Origin of the sequence: Prevotella sp. KH2C16 (assembly GCF_900113305.1) — a bacterium.
In the GTDB taxonomy this organism is placed as follows: Bacteria; Bacteroidota; Bacteroidia; order Bacteroidales; family Bacteroidaceae; genus Prevotella.
This window is the reverse complement of sequence record NZ_FOOW01000003.1, coordinates 223,432-244,388: the sequence shown is the minus strand read 5'-3', so window position 1 is coordinate 244,388 and position 20,957 is coordinate 223,432. Positions and strand designations below refer to the sequence as shown.

Below are 20,957 nucleotides of genomic sequence, written 5' to 3'. Positions count from 1 at the left end.
CAAGATGAGAGCTCCTTTTCGAGGGCCGTCCCAGACGAGGACGTCGATAGGGCGCAGGTGTAAAGGCGGCGACGCCAAAGCCGAGCGCTACTAATTGCCCGAACCTTTCCGCGCGCGTCCGTCCCTCCGGCCCCCTCCGGGGCCCTTCCCGTGTTCTTCGTCCCTTGCCCGTGCCCGACGTGTCGCCCCATCCGGGCGGCCGTGGCGGCGGGGTCCCGCCTCTTCCCATTCCGAACAGAGAAGCTAAGCCCGCCAGCGCCGATGGTACTGCAGTGCAATGCGGGAGAGTAGGCCGCCGCCCCCCTTTGAAACCGAGAGCCCCCGGGACTGAAGATGTCCCGGGGGCTTTTTTCGTGGCCTCTCCCCAGCCTATCCCCTGCAGGGAGGGAGCACCTCCGCCTCAAGAACAGGGGAAATTTACAAGATTAGGGATTAACAGATTAAAGAGAGTATGGAGTAAAGGGTGTGAAGGAGGTTATTTGTGAGACTTGAACTCCAACACCTTGGGCATCTTGACCCATTTCCGGTTTCTCGCGATTTTCAAGACGCTGCCTTCAACTTGTTTAAGCCTTAAGGTGCTGTCGTTTAATAATTTGATTTTTGCAGTAAGGTCTTCGCTTGCTACATCATTAATCAAGGAGACTTCAGCTTCTTTGTCGTTGATGATTTTGGCGTCGGTGATGAGCCACTTTCTACCATCTAATTTGTCGCCAAAGAATCCGGGGATTTCTCCGAACACTTCTTGCCCAGGTATAATAATGTTGTTCTTGTAAAAGTCTATTTGTAGATAGACATTGTATTCCTTGTTTATAAAATATCCCTTAAAGGGCTCTTCTTCCTGTGCTATTCCAGCAAAACTTACGAGAAGAAGCAGGGATGTTGATAAAATCTTTCTAATCATCTATTTTTATTTTTGGCTAAAGATAACGAAAAAACTTAGAATTCTGTTTGTTTATTACTTTATTTTTGATAATAATATTTATATTTGCAAAATAACAATAGAAGGGCTGTCTTTTATAAGGAACCGCAATTCTGTTCGTTTATCTCTTTATTTACTGATGAGTTCCAATAAATGGTTGAAATCTTTGGAATACTCTACATGCTCATAGCCCAGATAATACGAGTAGTGCGTGTTCTTGGGACCGCAATATACCTCTACTTCCAGAGACCCGCAGTCTGTCATATATGACAGATCCTTGATAGCAATGATATCTGCACTAATGTGGTCTACGAATAGTTTTCTTACAAGAAGACTTATCTCTGCCTGCAGTCCGTCATTTACCTGTTTAATAAATGTCTTTTGATTGCCACCGGCTCGTATATCCCTTGTTTCAACATTCATGATAGCTCTGCTATGGGGGAATACCCTCCAGTAGTGTATTTCCCTATTGGCAACAAATCCCGGGGATATATATAGATGTACGCTATCTGCCTTTACTACCTCTTTCGGCTTGACAACACCGCTATGGCAACTGGCGAGCAAGAGCATTGCCATCAGGCTTATGATAATTGTTTCTTTAGTATGTTTCATAGAGTTCTTCTGATTTGAGTCCGCATCTGTTAGCAAAGTCTTGTTTTACAAATCTCCCTTCGTCATCAATCGCATATCTTCCAACTATGGTCTGCTTGACAATTTTGTCGTGGTGAAGTTTGTTTTTATAGATTGTTATACCAAGATCTTTTGAGATCGTAAAGGAACTCGTATTCCAATCTTTTTCATCCTCTCCAACAAAGGAGAAAACGGTCAGCCCATCTATCACAACACCATGAATAGATGTTATTAGTCTGTAAATTAACGAGGGAATGCCATCTATAGCATAGGAGACCATATCAAGTTTGTACTCCTTCCCTGTATGGATGCGGTATAACAAGCCGGGCTTCGAATTATCCCATTGACTTTTATAGGTATATTCCAGTTCTTTATTATCTTCTATATATACACATTTATATGGCATGTCGTCGTGCTTCCCCTCATCATAAAGATCTTGCTCGTGTTGGAAATGATGAAAATCAAAGGGTAACGGAATTTCCGCTACATCGATTCTTTTCTCGCTTTCGACGGCAACCGAAAGTTTCTCCAGAGAATCTATCCTTCTAACATCTGAAAAGTATTTTGCGGTGTCATCACGCAGTAGCACCACCTTGTGCGGCAGATAGAAAGCACCTTCCTCTTTTCCCATTTCCCAAATGACATCACCTCCCTTTTGTTTATAGACTTTGGCCTCTCCTTGTGCATGCTCGTCATAGAAACCGTGAAAAGAGAGGTAGAGTGTGTCTTTTCGAAACACTCCCTTGATATTGTTTGCATTCTCAGAAGAGCAGTCGATTCTGTTCCCGTTGTCCCATATACTACAGTAATTCCCAATCACAGAGTCTTTTCCTGCCTTCTTTAAGGTAAGGTCAAAGACGCAATTAGCATGGGATTGTTTTCCATGATATTGGTAATACATCCAATTTCCTATCAGGGTGTCTATCGGAATCGTCCCCGTATCTTTTAAATCTGACTTGGCATTACAACTGCAAATAAGGAGCCCTGTAACTATTAGTAATATGATTTTTCTCATTGTTATCATATACATGATTCTGTTGACAAAGATAGAAAAAAAATATTGAAAAGGTATTTTATGAGGATAAAAAAAGGGATGAGCCGCTGCTGATTTGCCTGTATGGAATTTCTGGAGATATGTCTTTGCAGACTTTGGACAGGAGCGACTGCACGCAAATTCCTTTACTTCTAAGCAATCCATATCAATAAAACACGGGGGATTGGGCAAAATATCGCATCATATCATTGTGATTTTGCTTTTTTTATCGTAACTTTGCAGGGTTGTACAATAAGTTTTATGGCAAAAGGAATGTTATTTCCTGACTATATTTTAGAATCCAGTTGGGAAGTATGCAATAAGGTTGGCGGAATATACACCGTTCTTTCTTCGAGGGCGAAGACATTACAGGATATTATTAGAGATCGAATAGTATTCATCGGTCCGGATTGTTGGACTCACGAAATTGTCTGCCCCTATTTCAGGGAAGACGAGTCCCTGTTCGCGGAATGGAGGCTTCTTGCGCGGGATGAGGGTATCCATGTGCGGATTGGGCGATGGGATATCCCAGGCCAGCCGATAGCTGTTCTTGTTGATTTCAAACCTTATTTTGAAATTAAAAACACCATTTACACAAAGCTTTGGGAAGATTTCCAGGTAGACAGCCTTCACGCTTATGGCGACTATGACGAGGCCTCTATGTTCTCGTATGCGACAGGTAAGGTTGTCGAGAGTTTCTATCACCATGTAATCGGCAAAGGCAAGCGGGTTGTCTATCATGGCAATGAGTGGATGACCGGGCTGGGTCTGCTGTATATAAGGAAGCATGTGCCGGAAATAGGCACAATCTTTACGACTCATGCAACGAGTATAGGTCGGAGCATTGCGGGTAATAACAAGCCGCTCTATGATTATCTTTATGCTTATAATGGCGACCAGATGGCCGGTGAACTGAATATGCAGAGCAAGCATTCCATTGAGAAACAGACCGCAAAACATGTAGACTGCTTTACTACGGTGAGCGATATTACCGCCAATGAGTGCAGGGAGCTGTTAGACAAGCCCGTGGATTTTGTGCTTCCCAACGGTTTCGACAATGCTTTTGTGCCGCGGGGCACGGCATTCGTAAAGAAGAGAAATACAGCTCGCAAGCGCCTTCTTGAAGTTGCGAATGCGCTGACGGGCTCTGATTTCGGCGATGAAACACTCATCGTCTCTACCAGCGGCCGGTATGAATTCCGAAACAAGGGAATTGATGTCTTTATAGAGGCCATGCATCGGCTGAATAACGATTCAGCCCTGAAAAAGAATGTCGTTGCCTTCATAGAAGTGCCGGGATGGTCGGGCGTTGCCCGGCAGGACCTGGTGGAAAGGCTCAATAGCGGGCTCAGATATGATACTCCCCTTAATAACCCGGTGGTTACGCACTGGCTTCATGACCCTGCGCGCGATAATGTCCAGAACATGCTGAACTATCTTTGGATGCGCAACGACAAGAATAGCCGGGTAAAGGTGATTTTCATTCCCTGTTATCTTACCGGCAGCGACGGTGTCCTAAATCTTCCCTATTATGATGTAGTATTGGGTAACGACCTGTGTATCTATCCCTCATATTATGAGCCGTGGGGATACACCCCTCTTGAATCCATCGCCTTTAAGGTGCCGTCTATTACGACAGACCTGGCCGGTTTCGGCCTTTGGGCTAACCACATCAAGGGAAGTTATAGTGAAATCGAGGATGGCGTGAAGGTCATCCATCGCACGGACTATAATTATCAGGAGGTGGCAGAGCAGATAAAGGATACGCTCATAGCCTATTCCGCTTTTACGGAGGAGCAGGTCAAGGTTGCCCGCGATCATGCCGATAAACTTTCCAAGAAGGCCCTTTGGAGCAAGTTTATCGGGTATTACGAGCAGGCTTATGACATGGCGTTGCGAAAAGCATCAGAAAGAGAAGAATGAAATAATAACACAAATTATAGAAAAGAAGATGAAAATTAAGTCAGATTACTCAAACGAACCCCAATGGAAGAGTTTGACAATCAAATCAAGACTTCCTGAAGAGCTGAAGTGCTTGGACGAGTTGGCTCATAATATGTGGTGGGCTTGGAATTACGAAGCTCGCAGCATGTTTAAGAGCCTTGACGATAAGCTCTATGAAGAGGTGGGACATAATCCGGTTCTCCTTCTTGAGCGTCTGAACTACGACCGCAAGGAGGCAATTGTAAAGAATCGTACAATCATGAAAAAGATTAACGATGTTTACAAGAAATTCCGTGCCTATATGGATGTAAAGCCCGATGCCAAGCGCCCTTCCGTGGCTTACTTCAGCATGGAGTATGGCCTGAACCAGGTGCTGAAAATCTATTCAGGAGGCCTGGGCATGCTGGCCGGCGACTATCTGAAGGAGGCTTCTGACAGCAATGTGGATATGTGCGCAGTAGGTTTTCTGTATCGTTTCGGTTACTTTACGCAGACTTTGAATATGGAGGGACAGCAGGTGGCTCAGTACGAGGCACAGAACTTCAACTCTCTTCCTATCGAGCGTCAGCTGGACGAGCAGGGAAATCCTGTGGTGGTGGATGTCCCTTATATGAACTATCAGGTACATGCCTATGTGTGGCGCGTGGATGTGGGTCGTATCAAGCTTTATCTGCTGGACACGGACAACGAGATGAATTCCGACTTCGACAGGCCTATCACCCATTCTCTCTACGGCGGCGACTGGGAGAACCGGCTGAAGCAGGAAATCCTGCTGGGCATCGGCGGCATCCTCACCCTTAAGAAACTGGGCATCCAAAAGGATGTCTATCACTGCAACGAGGGGCATGCCGCACTCTGCAATTTGCAGCGTCTGTGCGACTATGTGGCCCAAGGCCTCACTTTCAATCAGGCCATGGAGCTGGTGCGCGCGTCGTCTCTTTACACCGTGCACACTCCTGTTCCTGCCGGGCACGACTACTTCGACGAGCAGCTCTTCGGCAAGTATATGGGCGGATATCCCCAGATGCTGGGCATTACATGGGATGAGTTTATCGGCATGGGCCGCACGAATCCCGACGACAAGGGCGAGAAGTTCTGCATGTCTACCTTTGCCTGCAACACCTGCCAGGAGGTCAACGGCGTGAGCAAACTTCACGGCTGGGTGTCGCAAAAGATGTTTGCAGACTACTGGAAGGGCTATTATCCCGAGGAAAATCATGTGGGCTATGTTACCAACGGTGTGCATTTCCCCTCATGGGCAGCTACGGAATGGCGCAAGCTCTATGATAAGTATTTCGATCCCTCGTTCATGAACGACCAGAGCAATGAGAAAATCTGGCACGCCATCTATGATGTTCCAGACACTGAGATATGGAGCACCCGCATGGCTTTGAAGAAGAAACTCATCGACTATATCCGTGAGAAGTTCACGGAGACATGGCTTCGCAATCAGGGCGACCCTGCCCGTGTGGTATCGCTCTTGGAGCGCATCAACCCCAATGCGTTGATGATAGGCTTTTGCCGCCGCTTCGCCACTTACAAGCGGGCGCACCTGCTCTTCACCGACCTGGAGCGGCTCTCCAAGATCGTGAACGATCCCGAACACCCCGTGCTGTTCTTCTTCTCGGGCAAGGCACATCCTGCCGACGGTGCCGGTCAGGGTCTGATCAAGCGCATCTATGAGATAAGCCAGCGTCCGGAGTTCCTCGGCAAGATTATCTTCCTTGAAGACTACGACATGCAACTGGCGCGCCGACTGGTGTCGGGAGTGGACATCTGGATGAATACCCCGACCCGTCCGCTGGAGGCATCGGGCACATCGGGCGAAAAGGCCGAGATGAACGGCGTCGTAAACCTTTCCGTCCTCGACGGCTGGTGGGTGGAAGGCTATCGCAAGGGAGCCGGCTGGGCTCTCAAGCAGGAGCGCACCTATCAGAATCAGGAGTGGCAAGACAAGCTCGACGCGGCCACCATCTACGGTCTGCTTGAGAACGAAATCATACCTCTCTATTACAATAAAGGCAAGAAGGCGTATAGCGAGAACTGGGTGAAGGTGATCAAGAACAGCATCGCTACCATAGCTCCTCACTACACGATGAAGCGCCAGCTTGACGACTATTACGACAAGTTCTATATCAAGGAGGCTGCCCGCTCCAGAAAGTTGCAGGAGAATGACAGCCGGCTGGCTAAGGAAATTGCGCAGTGGAAGGAGACCGTTGCCGAGCGTTGGGACGCCATCCGTGTCGTGTCGAAGGACGACAAGGTTCTCACGGAGGGTGGAGAGACCGGCGTTCAGTTCAAGATTCAGTATGTGATCGACGAGCAGGGGCTTGACGATGCGATAGGTCTTGAGCTCGTAACGCTGAAGCCTGAGCAGGGCACCAGCGACCGGAAGATCTACAGCGTGCATCCTTTCAAGATGGTAGGACACGAGGGAAACAACTACACCTTTGAGGTGGTTGTGGAGCCGGATATAGCCGGATCTTACCGTTCTTGCGTCCGCATGTATCCCAAAAACGAGAACCTGCCTCACCGTCAGGACTTCTGCTATGTGAAGTGGCTTGACTAAAGGCAGCGGCAAATAGATTTGAAGCAAGGCATCGGGATGATTTCCGATGCCTTGCTTTATTTCTATAAAGAAGGGGAACTGTCGCCGGCGTGTAGTCGGAAGACTGTTGTCAGGCTGACAAAATCGGCGATTTTGTCGCATGATTTCGGCGATTTTGTCGGTCAATCTCGCCGATTTTGTCGCGCTGACAGCGGCAGGGAGAAAACAAGAACGGCATCTGGCCGCTATCTGCGCAGATGCCGTTTGTATTGTGTGCAGTTCCTGATGCCTACACGAGATACTGCGAGGAGATGCTCTCGTTGTGCACCACGCGACGGATGGTCTCGGCAAACATGTCCTTCACGGAGAGCTGTTTCACCTTCGAGCAGCGGTTGGTGTAGGGGATGGAGTCGGTGAACACGATTTCCTCTATCGACGAGTTCTGCACTCGCTCGCTGGCAGGACCGCTCATTACGCAGTGGGACGCACAGGCTCTCACGCTCAGTGCGCCGGACTCGATCATGATGTCGGCGGCCTTCGTAATGGTTCCTGCGGTGTCTACCATGTCGTCTACGATGATGACATTCTTGCCTTTCACATCACCGATAATCTGCAAACTCTCCACCACATTGGCGCGGGCACGGGTCTTGTTGCAGAGCACCAGCGGGCATCCCAGATACTTGGCATAGGTGTTGGCACGCTTGCTGCCGCCCACATCAGGCGACGCGATGACCATGTCTTTCAGTTTGAGCCCCTGGAGATAAGGGAGGATAACCCCCGAGGCGTAAAGGTGATCGACGGGAACATTGAAGAATCCCTGAATCTGATCGGCGTGAAGATCCATGGTGATGACGCGGTCGATGCCCGCTACGCTCAGCATGTCGGCCACGAGTTTGGCGCCGATGCTCACCCTGGGCTTGTCCTTCCGGTCTTGCCGTGCCCATCCGAAATAGGGTATCACGGCGATGATGTGGCGGGCTGAAGCGCGCTTGGCCGCATCAATCATCAGCAGGAGCTCCATCAGATTGTCAGAGTTGGGGAATGTGCTCTGTACCAGGAATACATCCCGGCCTCGGATGGACTCCTCGTAGGAAACAGAGAATTCGCCGTCGGAAAATCTCGTAACGAGGAGATTTCCCAGCGGGCAACCTAAGCTTTGGCAGATTTTCTCTGCGAGGTATCTCGTATTCGTTCCCGAGAAAACCAAAAAAGAGTTTTGTTCACTCATGTTCTTAGCGTTTATTTTATTTGTAGAAGTGTTTCCGGTTGCTTTGTCAGTTGGCAGCTTTGCGCAGTTTCTCGAAGTGCAGGATGACCTCTTTGAAGTCGGTCTGGCTTTGTATGTCGAACCTGTTCCATAGGTCATCGCGGATTACGATGCCCCCGAATCCCAGTTCCTTTGCCGTGCGGATATTTTCAATGTTCATGCCCCCGAGGGCATACACATGGCGGTCTATGAGCCCTTTCTTGGCAGCCTCTTCCAGTTTCGGGAGCGTAAAGACGGGCTCGTCGCCCCCGGGGTCTAAGTTTCCGAATACATTCTTGAGGAATACATATTCCGATTTCTTGCGCAGCTCCTTAAGTCGGGTCAGGTCGGTACAGGTTCGTGAGATGTGCCCCTTGTATCCAGAGGGAGGCAGCATGTCGGGATTGTCAAGGTGAATGCCCGCCAGGCTGTATTCGTTTTTCAGATAGAAATGGTCGTGAACCGTAATTTTCCGATAGCATTCTTCAGGCAGAAGGGTGAGCAGCCGCTCCGAATAGAGGGGGGAGGAATCGGGTTTGTACAAATGCAAGTTATCCATTCCCTCGTCAAAGAGCGCGGCGAGAATTTTGTCCTCTTCCACAAAGAATGTGGATTTAGTCATGATTACTAACTTCATGCTTCTGTCTGTAATTTCATTGCAAATGTATGAAATTTATGCGAGACTTGCAATTATATCTGAAATAAAAAGCTAACTTTGCAAAAGTTTTTCACGATTATCCGATAAAGAAGTAATGAAAGTCAATCCGAATACATTCAAGGAGCTGGATACACCTTATTATATATTGGAGGAGGAGAGGCTTCGCGCCAATCTGGAATTAATCAGCCGGGTGGCCCGCGAGGCAGGTGTGGAGATCATCCTGGCCTTCAAGGCCTATGCGCTCTGGCGCACATTCCCCATTTTCAGGGAGTATATCGGTGCCACCACGGCAAGTTCCCTCTACGAGGCACGGCTCGGATACGAGGAGTTTGGTTCAAAGACCCATACCTTTACACCCGCCCTGACCTCGTATGAGGCAGCCGAAATTGCCCGTTACTCAAGCCACTTGAGCTTTAATTCGCTGACCCAGTTCGCACGGTTTAAGGATGTCATGAGGCGGGAGAACCCGGGAATAAGCCTCGGCCTGCGTGTCAACCCGGAGTATTCAGAGGTCGGGACGGCACTCTATAATCCTTGCGGGCGCGGCACGCGGTTTGGCATCACGGCCGAGAAACTGCCCGAAAGATTGCCCGATGGCATCGATGGCTTCCATTGCCATTGCCATTGCGAGAGCGGGGCAGATGTCTTTGAACGGACGCTGGTGCATATCGAAGAGCGCTTCTCGCGGTGGTTCCCACGGCTCAAGTGGATTAATTTCGGAGGCGGACACTTGATGACGCGGGATGATTATGATGTAAACCTCCTGATAGAGATACTGAGAGGCTTCCGCCGGCGTTATCCTAATCTCAAGATAATCTTGGAGCCGGGGAGTGCTTTTGGCTGGCAGATAGGTCCCTTGGTGTCGCAGGTAGTGGATGTGGTAGAGGATCACGGCATCCGCACGGCTATCTTGAATGTGAGCTTCACCTGCCATATGCCTGACTGTCTGGAAATGCCTTATCAGCCAGTGGTCCGCAATGCGCGCTCGCTGCCCTTGGAAGCAGCGGACGGATGTGCCGTCTCCGAGCACATTTACAGGCTCGGCGGCAACTCTTGTCTGGCTGGCGACTTCATGGGCTCATGGCAGTTCGACCATGAATTGCAGGTCGGAGAGAATGTGGTCTTCGAGGATATGCTGCACTATACGACGGTGAAGACGACAATGTTCAACGGCATCACCCATCCCTCGCTCGGTCTGCTTCATTGCAACGGGGAACTGGAGACGCTGCGCGAATTCGGTTATGAAGATTATAAAAACCGCATGGATTAACAACTCCCGTAATCTTTTTAACAAAAAAAATATAGGAAAAGTTTGTAAAGTCGGAAAAAAGCATTACCTTTGCAACCGCGTTTAGGGAAATGCGCCTTGTGAAAACAAGGGTAGAATGCGGCAATAGCTCAGTTGGTAGAGCACGACCTTGCCAAGGTCGGGGTCGCGAGTTCGAGTCTCGTTTGCCGCTCCACATTCTGGATAAAGCCAATCAAAGAGGTTTCCTCTGCATGCCCAGGTGGCGGAATTGGTAGACGCGCACGTTTCAGGTGCGTGTGTTTCACGACGTGCAGGTTCGAGTCCTGTTCTGGGCACAAGGGCTCTTATCCGGAATGAATTTGTTGGAGAGGTGGCGGAATTGGTAGACGCGCTACTTTGAGGGGGTAGTATCAATTGCGATGTGGGAGTTCGAGTCTCCTCCTCTTCACAAATGTTTTTTTTCGTTGCGGCAATAGCTCAGTTGGTAGAGCACGACCTTGCCAAGGTCGGGGTCGCGAGTTCGAGTCTCGTTTGCCGCTCTTTTTTACTTTCTTAGAGAAACATGTTTTGCCAATGAATTTATATTTAAGATATTTTGATAAGGAAGCATTAGTACATAATGTAGATGAGGCTATTGAGTTTCTTTGCAGTATTCCGGAAATCGGGATGAATGCAGAGATGGAGGCGGACATCCGCGACTATGCGGCAAGTGAGGTTTTCTACCCCAAGCGTTACAAGGTGCGTCCGCGCGTATATTTCATCATTATCAAGACCACAGCCGACACAATGCTCGACTTCAAGCAGAAGAAGGCGGTCCATCCTGTGATAAATTCACTCTCTGACCGTCGTGAGCCGGCCTCTTCTACGGTGGCTCGGCTTCCGGAGCAACGCCCTGGATGGTATGAGGGAATATTGGATTTTAAGCGGGTGGTAACGATTCCAGCAACTGGCAAACATGAGTATCGCGATACCCATTTTGAAGTACATTGCAAGGCAAACTCTGGTCAAGACTGCTACAATCGTATCGTGGAGCACCTTCGCGGACGGGTGGATAGCCGGAGCCAGTTCCCCTCTGCGAGGGGCAAGAACTTCCAGTTCAGGTATCTTGGAATGTGGAAATAGGGAGGAAACATGAATAAAGTAATGCTCATCGGTAATGTAGGTGCCGATCCGGAGGTTCGGTATTACGAAGTCGACCAGGCTGTTGCCCAGGTGAGGCTTGCCACTACGGAGCGGGGCTACACCTTGCAGAACGGGACGCAGGTGCCTGACCACACCGACTGGCACAACCTCGTGTTGTATCGCAAGTTGGCCAAGGTGGTGGAGAAATATGTCCATAAGGGCGACAAGCTCTATGTAGAGGGCAGAATCCGCTATCGCTCCTACGATGATCAGAGAGGAATCCGCAAGTTTGTTACAGAAATATTGGTCGACAACATGGAGATGCTCTCGCCTAAAGCAACCGCAAATGCCACGGGCACAAATGCTCCGGAGCCTGTCTCACAGCCGGCGCAACCGCGACAGGAAGAGAAATCTGACGGCGAGGTTCTCCCATTCTAAAGACACCCACAGCCTTGGATATATCAACTCTGACAGAATCCTTTTCGGATGTTTACTTACAGGCGCCTACATTAGGCGTGGTGATAGCAGTCGTTCTGGCTGCTATACTGCTTTTTGTATCGGGATTTGCGAGTGGATCGGAGATTGCGTTTTTCAGCCTTTCTCCTACAGATTTGGCCGACCTGAATCCTGAGAAAAGCCAAGGGGACAGGAATGTTCAGATGCTCCGGGACGATAGTGAGCGCACTTTGGCAACCATTCTGATTCTCAATAATTTCGTGAATGTTACCATTATCATGCTCTGTAATTACATTTTCGGGCAGCTGGTTCATTTCGGCGAAAAGGCCTATTGGCTGGAATTCTTGTGCCTCACGGTGCTCCTGACATTTCTTTTGCTTCTCTTCGGAGAGATTATGCCGAAGGTCTACAGTCGCCAGAATCCCTTAAGATTCTGCCGGATGAGCGTGAATGGCATCATGATATTCCGCAAGGTCTTCTGGCCTTTGGAAACCGTTCTCATACGGAGCGGGGTACTGGCGGAAAAGGTTATGCAGAGGGAAAGCCATGTGTTGAGCGTCGACGACCTGGAGCAAGCCCTTGAGTTGACTGACAAGGAGGACATCAAGGACGAGCAGAGCATGCTCAAGGGAATCATCCGTTTCGGCGACGAGACCGCCAAGGAGGTGATGACGAGCCGGCAGGACATCGTGGATATAGACATTCGGAGCTCGTTTACCGAGGTGTTGAAGTGTATCGTAGACAACAACTATAGCCGCATTCCGGTATATCAGGACAGCGAGGACAATATTCGCGGTATCCTTTACATCAAGGATTTGCTGCCCCATTTGTCGAAGACGGCCAACTTCAGGTGGCAGAGTCTGATCCGTCCTCCTTACTTCGTGCCTGAGACAAAGAAGATAGACGACCTGCTCCGGGAGTTTCAGGAGAACAAGGTTCACATCGCCATCGTGGTCGACGAGTTTGGAGGAACGAGCGGACTGGTAACCCTTGAGGATATTCTCGAGGAGATAGTGGGCGAGATAAACGATGAGTATGACGAGGAAGAGAAGACCTATTCCAAGCTCAACTACAACACTTATGTCTTTGAGGGGAAGACGCTGCTGAGTGATTTCTGTAAGATTCTGAACATAGACGATGACGAATTCTCCGAGGTTGAGGGTGATGCCGACACCATAGCAGGCCTGCTTCTTGAAATTAAGGGCGACTTCCCGACCCTCCAGGAGCGCATAGACTACAAGAACTACACCTTTGAAATCATGGAAATCGAGGAGCGCCGGATTAGCAAGGTGAAGGTTATCGTGCATAATCCAGCCTATCATACACCCGCATAATGGCACTCATTGGCATTGAGAATATTGAGGAAGATGTGCGGCTCGGCCTTTGGAAGATGGAGGAAACGCCCGAGGAGATGCTGCTGAGGGATGCCTCGCTGAAGGCAGTCTGCGACACGGCGTCTTCCTGTCATTCGGAAGTCAGGAAGATGGAGCGCCTTTGCATTCACGAGCTTCTCTATCAGATGACGGGCCTGAAAGGCACGGTAATTGATCATGACCCTTCATCCAAGCCCGTTTTGGAGGGCTTCAATCTCAGCATCAGTCATACGCGGGGCTATGCGGCACTCATTCTTTCGCCGCGGCGAAATGTCGCCGTAGACATCGAGTACATGAGCGAAAGGGTAAACCGGATAGTGGGCAAGTTCATCCGCGACGACGAGGTGGCTCCCGACACGGTGGCCCGCCTGGTAAACTGGAGTGCCAAGGAAACCATCTACAAGCTGTTCTCCGATGAAGACCTGCAGTATTTTGAAATGAGGCTCCTGCCTTTTCTTCCCGAAAATAGTGGCTCGCTGCTGGTGGAAGACCTGAAAGCAGAGAAACGGGAGAGGGTGTTTTATCGGGTGAACGAGGAGTATATCTTGACCTACGCTTACCTGCCCTCCGACTAAGGCACCGTGATGAACTATTCCGCCCATACGCTTCTGTACGCCAGCCAGCAACCCCCTTCTTGACAAAATCGCCGAAATCGTCGCACAAAATCGCCGATTTTGTCGGACAAAGTCGCCGAGATTGTCAATCAGTTTGCCGCATTTTGCAAATCAAGTAAAAACCAATGAAAATGAAACGAATCGTTTATTCTACACTTTGCCTCCTTCTTCTGGCAATCCCTCTGTATGCCCGCAGAGACTCCGTGGTCGTAGTTCGTGCTCACGAACAGAAGACTTTTCAGGCGCAGATACCTCCCGGAAACTATAGCGGAATCACCCATCTGGGCGGAAACGAGTATGCCGTGGTCAGCGACAAGTCGCCGCAAGACGGCTTCTATGTCTTTGCGATAGACATAGACAGCGTTTCCGGTGAGATTCTGAATGTAGAGAACAGGGGATTCTGGAGTGCCGGGGCTGCCAACAGGGACGGCGAGGGCATCGTCTACCTGCCGTCGACGAAGACGATTCTGATCAGCGGCGAGACTGACGGCAAGATTCTTGAATACGACCTGGACGGGCACCGGACGATTCGCGAGGCTGTCATTCCGGAGGTTTTCGGCAAGGTAAGAACCAACCAGGGCTTTGAGGCCCTGACCTATTCGCCGACCACCCATCGGGTCTGGACCTGTAACGAGTCTACACTCCAAGGCGACGGAGAGGTGGCGTCTCCGACAAACGGCGTTGCAAATGTGGTAAGGCTCCAGTCGTTCGACGAAGCCCTGCAGCCTCTCCGACAGTATGCCTACAGAATGGATGCTCCTACAGCCTCGGCTCCGGCCGAACTCTATGCCATGGGCGTGCCGGAACTGGCAGCTCTGGAGGACGGTTCGTTGTTGGTCTTGGAGCGCGAATTCTACACTCCTTCGTCAAAGCTCGGTGCCTTCGTGAACTGCAAACTCTTTCAGGCATGGCCTTCTGAGGAGGTTGACCGGGATAAACCCATCGACGGGAAAACGACCTTTATGGACAAGAACCTTGTCTATGAGTGGAAGACGAGCTTAGGACTTTTCAGCTATGAGATTGCGAATTATGAGGGAATGTGCCTGGGCCCGGTCTTGCGGGACGGCTCCCGGGTATTGCTTCTGGTGTCAGACTCGCAGAATCAATACGGCGGAGTGCTGAAAGACTGGTTTAAGACGATTGTGTTCAAGTAAGAAACCTGACATAGGCACGGTCGTCAAAAGAAACATTACCCGCCATGAGACCTTTTGTGGCCTTGAACGAATGGATGCACAGAGGGTCGTCGCTTAATTGCCCTTGTAATAGTTTTTCGCTTTCTTCCAGCGTGGCTGCGAGTAGGGGATAGCCGTCGCTGGCCAGTACAATCTCGCCTTCTGCCCGGAGTGTCTTTATCCTGTCCATGGGTATCTCGAAGCCGTCGATGACGGCATAGGTAATGTTTTGTTCATCGCACGAGGCCTTCAGCTCGGGCAATATATATTCCCTTCCTTTGTCAACAGTTTGGAAGTCAGTGATTTTATATCCTTTGCTCAAGGCTTTCTTGATATAATCTGCGCGTTTGTCTGCCAGCAATTCCTCCGCCGGTTTGCCGTTGGTGTAGAGCCTTTCGTTAATCAGACATTGGCAGTCGCCTATCATCCAGATTTCCTTTCGGCGGGGACTATAGACAACGGCACTTGCCGTCAGCCTTTCTGTCGGACATTTTTCAAGCCTCTTCAAGTCGATTTTTCTCTCCCTGTAGATATTCAGGAGCAGTTCCGAAACGCCTCTGCAGAATTCTTCGCAGCTGCTTGCGGCATCCATTTTCCGGATGAAGTCGGCTACCAAGAGCATGGCGTAACGCCCGTTGCGCATGTCCCGGTGAATCTGAACGGGGCTCTTGCTGGTGCTCCCGTCTATCACCGCGATGAAGTCTTGGCTACTTACGATTCCGTCTTCGCATGTCTCCTGGCTGTGCTTGCCTATGATTAGCTGTTCTATAATTTGCATGATTGAAGTTTGGATTATAGCTCTTGGCCCTCCTTTTCTCCGATTTCTTTTTCCCGGGATAGGGCTCCGGGGTGCTCCCGATGGCCTTGGAATCATATCTTACCCGCGCTCCGCCTCGTCCGTCATAGAGCTTGCTTATCAGGTCCGGGCGGCCGATTCTCTTCAATTCTTGTTCTATCTTCCTCCTTTCCTCCGACTTATACCAGAAGAAGAACTGGCGCTGAGCCAGCTTTTCCCTTGGTGTCTTGGCGCTGAATACCGGTTCCAGGGTGTAGGGGTCGTAGCCGGTATACCAGGCCTCGGTGCTCACCGTCATCGGCGTGGGGGTGAAGTCCTGCACCTGTTCGAGGTGGAAGTCAAGGTTCTTCGTGATGACAGCCAGCTCGGCCATGTCCTCTTCCCGGCAGCCGGGATGGCTGCTGATGAAATAGGGTATGATTTGTTGTCGCAGTCCTTCTTCCTGATTGATTTTGTCGAAGATGCGCTTGAACTCATAGAACTGGCTGAACGATGGCTTCCGCATGAGCTTGAGCACTTTGTCCGAGGTGTGTTCCGGAGCCACTTTGAGCCGTCCGCTGACATGCTTGCATATCAGTTCGCGGGTGTATTGGCGGGCAGCCTCGTTGTTTTTCTCATCCTTGCTCTTGTGGAGCAGCAGGTCGTATCTGACGCCGCTGCCGATAAAGCTTTTCTTCACCTGCGGCAATGCGTCTACGGCATGATAGATGTCCAGCAGTTTGCTGTGGTCGACATTGAGGTTGGGGCATATCTCCGGATTGATGCACGAGGGTCGTTTGCAGTGCTCGCAGGCCTTCTTGTTCTTGCCCGCCATGCCATACATGTTGGCCGAAGGCCCGCCGAGGTCGGAGATATATCCCTTGAAATCGGGCATCTCGACCACCTGCCTCACCTCTCGCAGGATGCTCTCCTCGGAGCGGCAGGTGATGAACTTGCCCTGATGGGCTGATATGGTGCAGAAGGCACACCCTCCGAAGCATCCCCGGTGGATGTTTACGGAGAACTTGATCATCTCATAGGCCGGGATGGTCTTTCCCTTGTATTTGGGGTGGGGGAGGCGCGTGTAGGGCAGATCGAACGACGCGTCGAGCTCTTCCGTCGTCATCGGGGGATAAGGGGGATTGACAACGGCATAGACATCGTCCACGGCCTGCAGGAGCCTTTGCGCGTGCATCTTGTTGGATTCCTCCTCGATGTGGCGGAAATTCTCGGCCTCCGCCTTCTTGTTTCGCAGGCATTCTTCGTGGCTGTGCAGGACGATGTCATCCCCGGAGATGCCTCCGGGAATTTCGTTTTCCTTGCTTAGATAAGTCGTTTGGGGGATATCCCGGATCTCGCTGATGCCTTTCCCGTCCTCCAGTTCCCTGCAGAGCTGGAGTATGGGCTTCTCGCCCATGCCATAGATGATGATGTCGCCGCCGGAATCGCACAAGATGCACCGCTTCAGCTGGTCTTGCCAATAGTCGTAATGCGTGAGCCGCCTGAGCGAGGCCTCTATCCCTCCTAGGACTACTGGGACATCGGGAAACAGCTTTTTCAATATCCGCGTGTAGACAATGGTCGGATAGTCGGGGCGCATGTCGTGCCTTCCGTCAGGGCTGTAGGCATCGTCATGGCGGAGTCTTCGGTTCGCGGTGTAGTGGTTTACCATGGAGTCCATGGCTCCGGGGGCTATTCCGAAGAAGAGCCTGGGGCGGCCTAATTTCTTGAAGTCGCGGTAATCGCCGTGCCAGTCGGGCTGCGGCACGATGGCCACTTTATATCCGTTGGCCTCGAGAGTGCGGCCTATGACGGCCGTTCCGAATGCCGGATGGTCGATATAGGCATCCCCGGAGAACAGGATTACATCAAGCTGGTCCCATCCCCTGAGTTCACATTCCTTCTTGGTTGTCGGCAGAAAATCTGTAAGTCTGTATTCTTTCAAGTCTTGATTTCCTTACTCTTCGGTTTCTTTTTCAGGTGTTTCCGCGTCCTGTTTCTGTTTCCAGTCGATGTAGAGCAATACCAGCTGGTGAAGTCCGAACGCCTTCATGTTGCTGTTGTAGATTACATCGAGGCACAAATCGAGCAGTTCCTTGTCTTTCCCGGCTTCTGATTCGAGCATGGAGCGCACATTGAATTTCAGCTTGTCGAGTACCATCTCGTCGATAAAACCATTGCTGTCGACGAGATTCTTGAGGAGGGCGTATTTGTCGAGGGTAGCGAGATGGCGCTCTGAAACCTCTATACTCCTGGTGCCTGATTGGTTGGCTTGAATTTTATACATAGTCGTCAGTTTTATGTTATTTCATTAAAAAGTTCATGATTCCTTGCATGATAAGCTTCCTCTGGCTCTCCGACTTGATGCATTCAAAGGGAAATCCCATCACGAAAGTGCGGCTCTTGCTCCCCTCACAGGCCACAGCCGCAGAGTTTCCATCGGCATATTGCATGGCGCAGTAGGCCGAGCCGACGGGATTTAAGACTTCCGGATGAGGGGTGGAATAATGGTATTTGTTGAAGTCCCGATAGATATCGAAGCTTGTCCCCAGCCCTTTTATGAGAGGCTCTGCGGTCAGGCTGTCGCTGGGCGTATATTTCACATTCAGCACATTGCCAAGGAATGTCTGCTCGCCGGCGGTCAGCATATCGGAGCCTATATAGGAACCGCTCACGAGCAAGTTGCCTCCGGCGGCCGTATAGGTACGCAACGCGCTCTGCATCTGCGTCGGAAAGGTCTTGTAGCTTACAAGTGCCGCGGGGGAGAATCTCTCCAGTCCCAGTATCAGGTCTACGCAAGGATATTGCTGAAGGCTGACCTTGCCGCTTTCCACAGCCTTGCTGGAGCAGCTCACAACATTGTATTTCCTTCCGCTGGCGATGGCCTCCGCATGCGAAACCACATAGTTGAAGTCGTTCCCGGCAATGAATTTTCCGGCCAGTTCGTCGCCTCCGTAGCCCAATCCTCCCGGTCCTTCAATGCCCATCTTGCTCCTGTTGAAGTCGGTCTGGCGGCCGTTCCATCCGGCTGTAAGCCCGTAGGAAACCCCGGGGTCACGGTCTAAATCAAATCCCTGCAGGGTGTCGTTGTCTATCACCGCAGGTGCTGAAAGCCGGTGGAAGCCGTTGACGACCAGCACGGTCTGGGTTGCTCCGGGATGATATACTGCCGAGAGGACTTCCGTAGGGAAGCTTTCACCCCCGGCGTTGACGGCCGTAACCTTGAAGTTATATTGCCTGTCGGGAGCCAGTTCAAATTCGCAAGCAGTAGACGAGGTGTTGATTCCGTTGTTGAAGCCTTCTTCCCCAATTGCCGTATAGACATTGTAGGAAGTCGGACGGGCGCTCCCTTCTTGCGCATCAGATTGGAAATCCCAGGTCAGTCTGACCTTATTGGGTGTGCCCTTGACGAACTCTATGGAGAAGTTAGTGGGCTGCAAGGGCTCCACGACATAGCCGGTACCGTGCTGGAGGGCCTCAAACTTGAGGATAGACTTATAGATTGACCTCGCCACCGTGAACTTGAAGTTAGGATCCTGAGCCTTTATCATGTCAGGAAAGTTCTGGTGTGAGAGCATTTCCAAGATGGCAGAAGGCACCTCGGGATTCCTTGTCTCGGAGTAATTCCTATCCCATAGATACCTCTTAGACCATTTCCCGAACTTATATTCTATGTCGTTCGTAAGGTTGTCCAGCAATGTTTTTGCCAGCGTCTTCGATGCCTGTCGGGAGATTCCGGCGTTTAGCTTGCCGTCGTTGAAGTCTGTCGTGCAGATGGAGAGCGTTCCCACGAGATCCTTGCCGTTAGGAGCGAATCCCGCATCGCTATGCAATGCCAGGGATAAATCCAGGGGCACGCCCAGTCCTTCGGCAGCGGGAACATACACGCTGCCGCCTGCCAGCCAGTTGGTCATGTACGGGCGGGCATTGATGTCGTCGCCATAATCGTTCAAGCCACCCTTGCTCCCATAGACGGAATAGGGCGCTCCCGACCATTGGGCGAAATATCTTGCACCCTCCAGGGCTCTTGGGTATCCGCTGATGTAGCTCCCGCGTTGTATGTTCCCCATGCCTCCGCCGAAACGGACGGCATCCGCCGTTACCACGCCTTTCCCCGAGGAATGGTTGGTGAGGATAACGCGGTTGAGGTCGCTGATGCCTTTGTCAAACTCAAAAGTTCCCAAATAGACCCAGGTTCCGCCGCCCATTTGCTGGTTAACCCTGAAGTGTGTCTCCCCTCCTTTGTGGTATACGATGTACTCTGCGTCGTCCACACTCTTGGGAAGGGTCTGGTAACTTACATAGACGGCATATCTCCCTTCTTCCGGGAAGCTGGGTTTATAGGATATAAAACTTGTCTTCGCATATTTCTTGGTGGTCTTGATTTGCCGGGCAGAACCGGCCTCAAAGGGATTCTCATTGTCCAGATAGGCCCCATAATGGAAGCGAAAGCCTTTGTACTGGGTGGTTTTCCACGAGCCGGAATATGTATATTCCTGATAGGAAGAACCGGCAGGAGTGCCATCGTTGTCCACTATGATCTCGTTAGTTTGCCAGTCTCTCTCCCGGGGGGTGTAGACAATGGCCCCGGCGTTTTCCAGCATCGGGATGAGGAACGGTACTACGATGGTCTGGGTGAACAGGTCTTCCGTTGTGCCGAAAAGGTTAGGGCGTTGCCATTTCCATATGCCTTTGTCTTGGTCGTAGTAGCGGCCGTGAGACGGATAGACTGTCATATGGCGGTTTTGAAGTCCTTGGGTAACCTGGTGGGGCTTGTCTATGTTTTGCACCCAAGGTGTTCCCTTGTATTCAATTTTTCCCCAGACCTGACGAACTGCACCGGAAATTGGTGATTGCCTCGCAATGAGTTGCTCTATGGTCATCCCGTTAGTAACCACCTTGATGCGATAGTCTTTGAACTGGGAAGGAAGCTCCTTCCTGATTTTCTTGTATATTTTCTTTACGAGTTTGTCGTCAAAGTTCTGGTTGGCAAAGTATTCATTGGTATAAATCGTTATGATTCTGGCCCTGTTGTCAATATCATATTTGCTCATGCGAGCCTGATGCGACTGGGCATAGTCTTTGAAACGATAGTTAAGAAAATAGTTATTCAGCTTTCTTTCCGTTTTCTCGTCTAATGTGTTAGTTTGCGAGAAAGCTGCAAGAGAGCTGAATAATAGCAGGTTTATAATTGAAAAAACAATCTTTATGCGCATTC

General features: G+C 50.5%; 17 protein-coding genes, 4 tRNA genes and 2 rRNA genes. 14 read left to right on the top strand and 9 right to left on the bottom strand.

Features of this window, described 5'->3' with window-relative positions:
* Positions 1 to 115, top strand: a 23S ribosomal RNA gene (locus tag BM114_RS03955); the annotation flags it as partial.
* A 76-nt stretch (positions 116 to 191) separates the two neighbouring features.
* A 5S ribosomal RNA gene (rrf, locus tag BM114_RS03950) occupies positions 192 to 304 on the top strand.
* A gap of 171 nt (positions 305 to 475) precedes the next feature.
* Here rrf and BM114_RS03945 read toward each other — a convergent pair.
* The 3 genes from BM114_RS03945 to BM114_RS03935 all read right to left on the bottom strand — a co-directional run bounded on the left by BM114_RS03945 (position 476) and on the right by BM114_RS03935 (position 2,564).
* Positions 476 to 901, bottom strand: coding sequence for a hypothetical protein (locus BM114_RS03945; protein ID WP_092110600.1), 426 nt, complete (start codon positions 899 to 901; stop codon positions 476 to 478).
* 147 nt (positions 902 to 1,048) lie between these two features.
* On the bottom strand, positions 1,049 to 1,531 hold the full coding sequence (locus BM114_RS03940; RefSeq protein ID WP_092110599.1) for a hypothetical protein: 483 nt from the start codon (positions 1,529 to 1,531) through the stop codon (positions 1,049 to 1,051).
* Positions 1,518 to 2,564: a hypothetical protein gene (locus tag BM114_RS03935; RefSeq protein ID WP_092110639.1), complete on the bottom strand. Its 1,047-nt coding sequence runs from the start codon at positions 2,562 to 2,564 to the stop codon at positions 1,518 to 1,520. The genes BM114_RS03940 and BM114_RS03935 overlap by 14 nt, the downstream gene beginning before the upstream one ends.
* A gap of 279 nt (positions 2,565 to 2,843) precedes the next feature.
* Between BM114_RS03935 and BM114_RS03930 the strand changes: the two genes are divergently transcribed.
* Positions 2,844 to 4,505 carry a glycogen/starch synthase gene (locus tag BM114_RS03930; RefSeq protein WP_092110598.1) on the top strand — a complete coding sequence of 554 codons (1,662 nt, stop codon included), beginning with the start codon at positions 2,844 to 2,846 and terminating at the stop codon, positions 4,503 to 4,505.
* 28 nt (positions 4,506 to 4,533) lie between these two features.
* Positions 4,534 to 7,095: an alpha-glucan family phosphorylase gene (gene glgP / locus BM114_RS03925; RefSeq protein ID WP_092110638.1), complete on the top strand. Its 2,562-nt coding sequence runs from the start codon at positions 4,534 to 4,536 to the stop codon at positions 7,093 to 7,095.
* 268 nt (positions 7,096 to 7,363) lie between these two features.
* Here glgP and BM114_RS03920 read toward each other — a convergent pair whose 3' ends face one another.
* Positions 7,364 to 8,302, bottom strand: a complete 939-nt coding sequence (locus BM114_RS03920; RefSeq protein ID WP_092110597.1) for a ribose-phosphate pyrophosphokinase — start codon at positions 8,300 to 8,302, stop codon at positions 7,364 to 7,366.
* A gap of 46 nt (positions 8,303 to 8,348) precedes the next feature.
* The gene (locus BM114_RS03915) at positions 8,349 to 8,957 is read right to left on the bottom strand and encodes a thiamine phosphate synthase (RefSeq protein ID WP_092110596.1); all 609 of its coding nucleotides are present in this window, start codon (positions 8,955 to 8,957) and stop codon (positions 8,349 to 8,351) included.
* 115 nt (positions 8,958 to 9,072) lie between these two features.
* Between BM114_RS03915 and nspC the strand changes: the two genes are divergently transcribed.
* The 10 genes from nspC (at position 9,073) to BM114_RS03865 (ending at position 14,946) form a co-directional block, all read left to right on the top strand.
* Positions 9,073 to 10,248, top strand: a complete 1,176-nt coding sequence (gene nspC, locus BM114_RS03910) for a carboxynorspermidine decarboxylase (RefSeq protein WP_092110595.1) — start codon at positions 9,073 to 9,075, stop codon at positions 10,246 to 10,248.
* A 117-nt stretch (positions 10,249 to 10,365) separates the two neighbouring features.
* A tRNA-Gly gene (locus BM114_RS03905) sits at positions 10,366 to 10,441 on the top strand.
* Positions 10,442 to 10,480: 39 nt separating this feature from the next.
* Positions 10,481 to 10,562, top strand: a tRNA-Leu gene (locus BM114_RS03900).
* Between the two features lie 29 nt (positions 10,563 to 10,591).
* Positions 10,592 to 10,675: transfer RNA gene (locus tag BM114_RS03895), tRNA-Leu, on the top strand.
* Between the two features lie 18 nt (positions 10,676 to 10,693).
* Positions 10,694 to 10,766, top strand: a tRNA-Gly gene (locus BM114_RS03890).
* Between the two features lie 34 nt (positions 10,767 to 10,800).
* Positions 10,801 to 11,349, top strand: a complete 549-nt coding sequence (locus BM114_RS03885; protein WP_143089243.1) for a hypothetical protein — start codon at positions 10,801 to 10,803, stop codon at positions 11,347 to 11,349.
* Positions 11,350 to 11,358: 9 nt separating this feature from the next.
* On the top strand, positions 11,359 to 11,787 hold the full coding sequence (locus BM114_RS03880) for a single-stranded DNA-binding protein (RefSeq protein WP_092110593.1): 429 nt from the start codon (positions 11,359 to 11,361) through the stop codon (positions 11,785 to 11,787).
* 14 nt (positions 11,788 to 11,801) lie between these two features.
* Entirely contained in the window at positions 11,802 to 13,139 is a 1,338-nt protein-coding gene (gene gldE / locus BM114_RS03875) for a gliding motility-associated protein GldE (RefSeq protein WP_092110592.1), read from the top strand.
* Positions 13,139 to 13,753, top strand: a complete 615-nt coding sequence (locus BM114_RS03870) for a 4'-phosphopantetheinyl transferase family protein (protein WP_092110591.1) — start codon at positions 13,139 to 13,141, stop codon at positions 13,751 to 13,753. Before gldE ends, BM114_RS03870 begins: the two co-directional genes overlap by 1 nt.
* A 170-nt stretch (positions 13,754 to 13,923) precedes the next feature.
* Positions 13,924 to 14,946, top strand: coding sequence for an esterase-like activity of phytase family protein (locus BM114_RS03865; RefSeq protein ID WP_092110636.1), 1,023 nt, complete (start codon positions 13,924 to 13,926; stop codon positions 14,944 to 14,946).
* On the opposite strand, the gene BM114_RS03860 is transcribed toward BM114_RS03865, so the two are convergent.
* Genes BM114_RS03860 through BM114_RS03845 form a run of 4 tightly spaced genes read right to left on the bottom strand, consistent with a single transcriptional unit; the run spans position 14,939 to position 20,955 of the window.
* Positions 14,939 to 15,742, bottom strand: a complete 804-nt coding sequence (locus BM114_RS03860) for a hypothetical protein (RefSeq protein WP_092110590.1) — start codon at positions 15,740 to 15,742, stop codon at positions 14,939 to 14,941. The genes BM114_RS03865 and BM114_RS03860 overlap by 8 nt on opposite strands.
* A complete protein-coding gene (locus BM114_RS03855; RefSeq protein WP_092110589.1) occupies positions 15,672 to 17,684 on the bottom strand; it encodes a YgiQ family radical SAM protein in 2,013 nt (670 codons plus the stop codon). The genes BM114_RS03860 and BM114_RS03855 overlap by 71 nt, the downstream gene beginning before the upstream one ends.
* 12 nt (positions 17,685 to 17,696) lie before the next feature.
* Entirely contained in the window at positions 17,697 to 18,026 is a 330-nt protein-coding gene (locus BM114_RS03850; RefSeq protein ID WP_092110588.1) for a hypothetical protein, read from the bottom strand.
* Between the two features lie 16 nt (positions 18,027 to 18,042).
* Positions 18,043 to 20,955 carry a golvesin C-terminal-like domain-containing protein gene (locus BM114_RS03845; protein ID WP_092110587.1) on the bottom strand — a complete coding sequence of 971 codons (2,913 nt, stop codon included), beginning with the start codon at positions 20,953 to 20,955 and terminating at the stop codon, positions 18,043 to 18,045.
* Positions 20,956 to 20,957: the final 2 nt, after the last annotated feature.

Bases quoted from the DNA above. Each gene is read 5' to 3' on its own strand.
- BM114_RS03870 (WP_092110591.1), top strand. From the start codon at position 13,139: ATGGCACTCATTGGCATTGAGAATATTGAGGAAGATGTGCGGCTCGGC.
- BM114_RS03915 (WP_092110596.1), bottom strand. From the start codon at position 8,957: ATGAAGTTAGTAATCATGACTAAATCCACATTCTTTGTGGAAGAGGAC.
- nspC (WP_092110595.1), top strand. From the start codon at position 9,073: ATGAAAGTCAATCCGAATACATTCAAGGAGCTGGATACACCTTATTAT.
- BM114_RS03940 (WP_092110599.1), bottom strand. From the start codon at position 1,531: ATGAAACATACTAAAGAAACAATTATCATAAGCCTGATGGCAATGCTC.
- BM114_RS03920 (WP_092110597.1), bottom strand. From the start codon at position 8,302: ATGAGTGAACAAAACTCTTTTTTGGTTTTCTCGGGAACGAATACGAGA.
- BM114_RS03930 (WP_092110598.1), top strand. From the start codon at position 2,844: ATGGCAAAAGGAATGTTATTTCCTGACTATATTTTAGAATCCAGTTGG.
- BM114_RS03845 (WP_092110587.1), bottom strand. From the start codon at position 20,955: ATGCGCATAAAGATTGTTTTTTCAATTATAAACCTGCTATTATTCAGC.
- BM114_RS03945 (WP_092110600.1), bottom strand. From the start codon at position 901: ATGATTAGAAAGATTTTATCAACATCCCTGCTTCTTCTCGTAAGTTTT.
- glgP (WP_092110638.1), top strand. From the start codon at position 4,534: ATGAAAATTAAGTCAGATTACTCAAACGAACCCCAATGGAAGAGTTTG.
- BM114_RS03935 (WP_092110639.1), bottom strand. From the start codon at position 2,564: ATGAGAAAAATCATATTACTAATAGTTACAGGGCTCCTTATTTGCAGT.
- BM114_RS03880 (WP_092110593.1), top strand. From the start codon at position 11,359: ATGAATAAAGTAATGCTCATCGGTAATGTAGGTGCCGATCCGGAGGTT.
- BM114_RS03885 (WP_143089243.1), top strand. From the start codon at position 10,801: ATGAATTTATATTTAAGATATTTTGATAAGGAAGCATTAGTACATAAT.
- BM114_RS03850 (WP_092110588.1), bottom strand. From the start codon at position 18,026: ATGTATAAAATTCAAGCCAACCAATCAGGCACCAGGAGTATAGAGGTT.
- BM114_RS03860 (WP_092110590.1), bottom strand. From the start codon at position 15,742: ATGCAAATTATAGAACAGCTAATCATAGGCAAGCACAGCCAGGAGACA.
- BM114_RS03865 (WP_092110636.1), top strand. From the start codon at position 13,924: ATGAAACGAATCGTTTATTCTACACTTTGCCTCCTTCTTCTGGCAATC.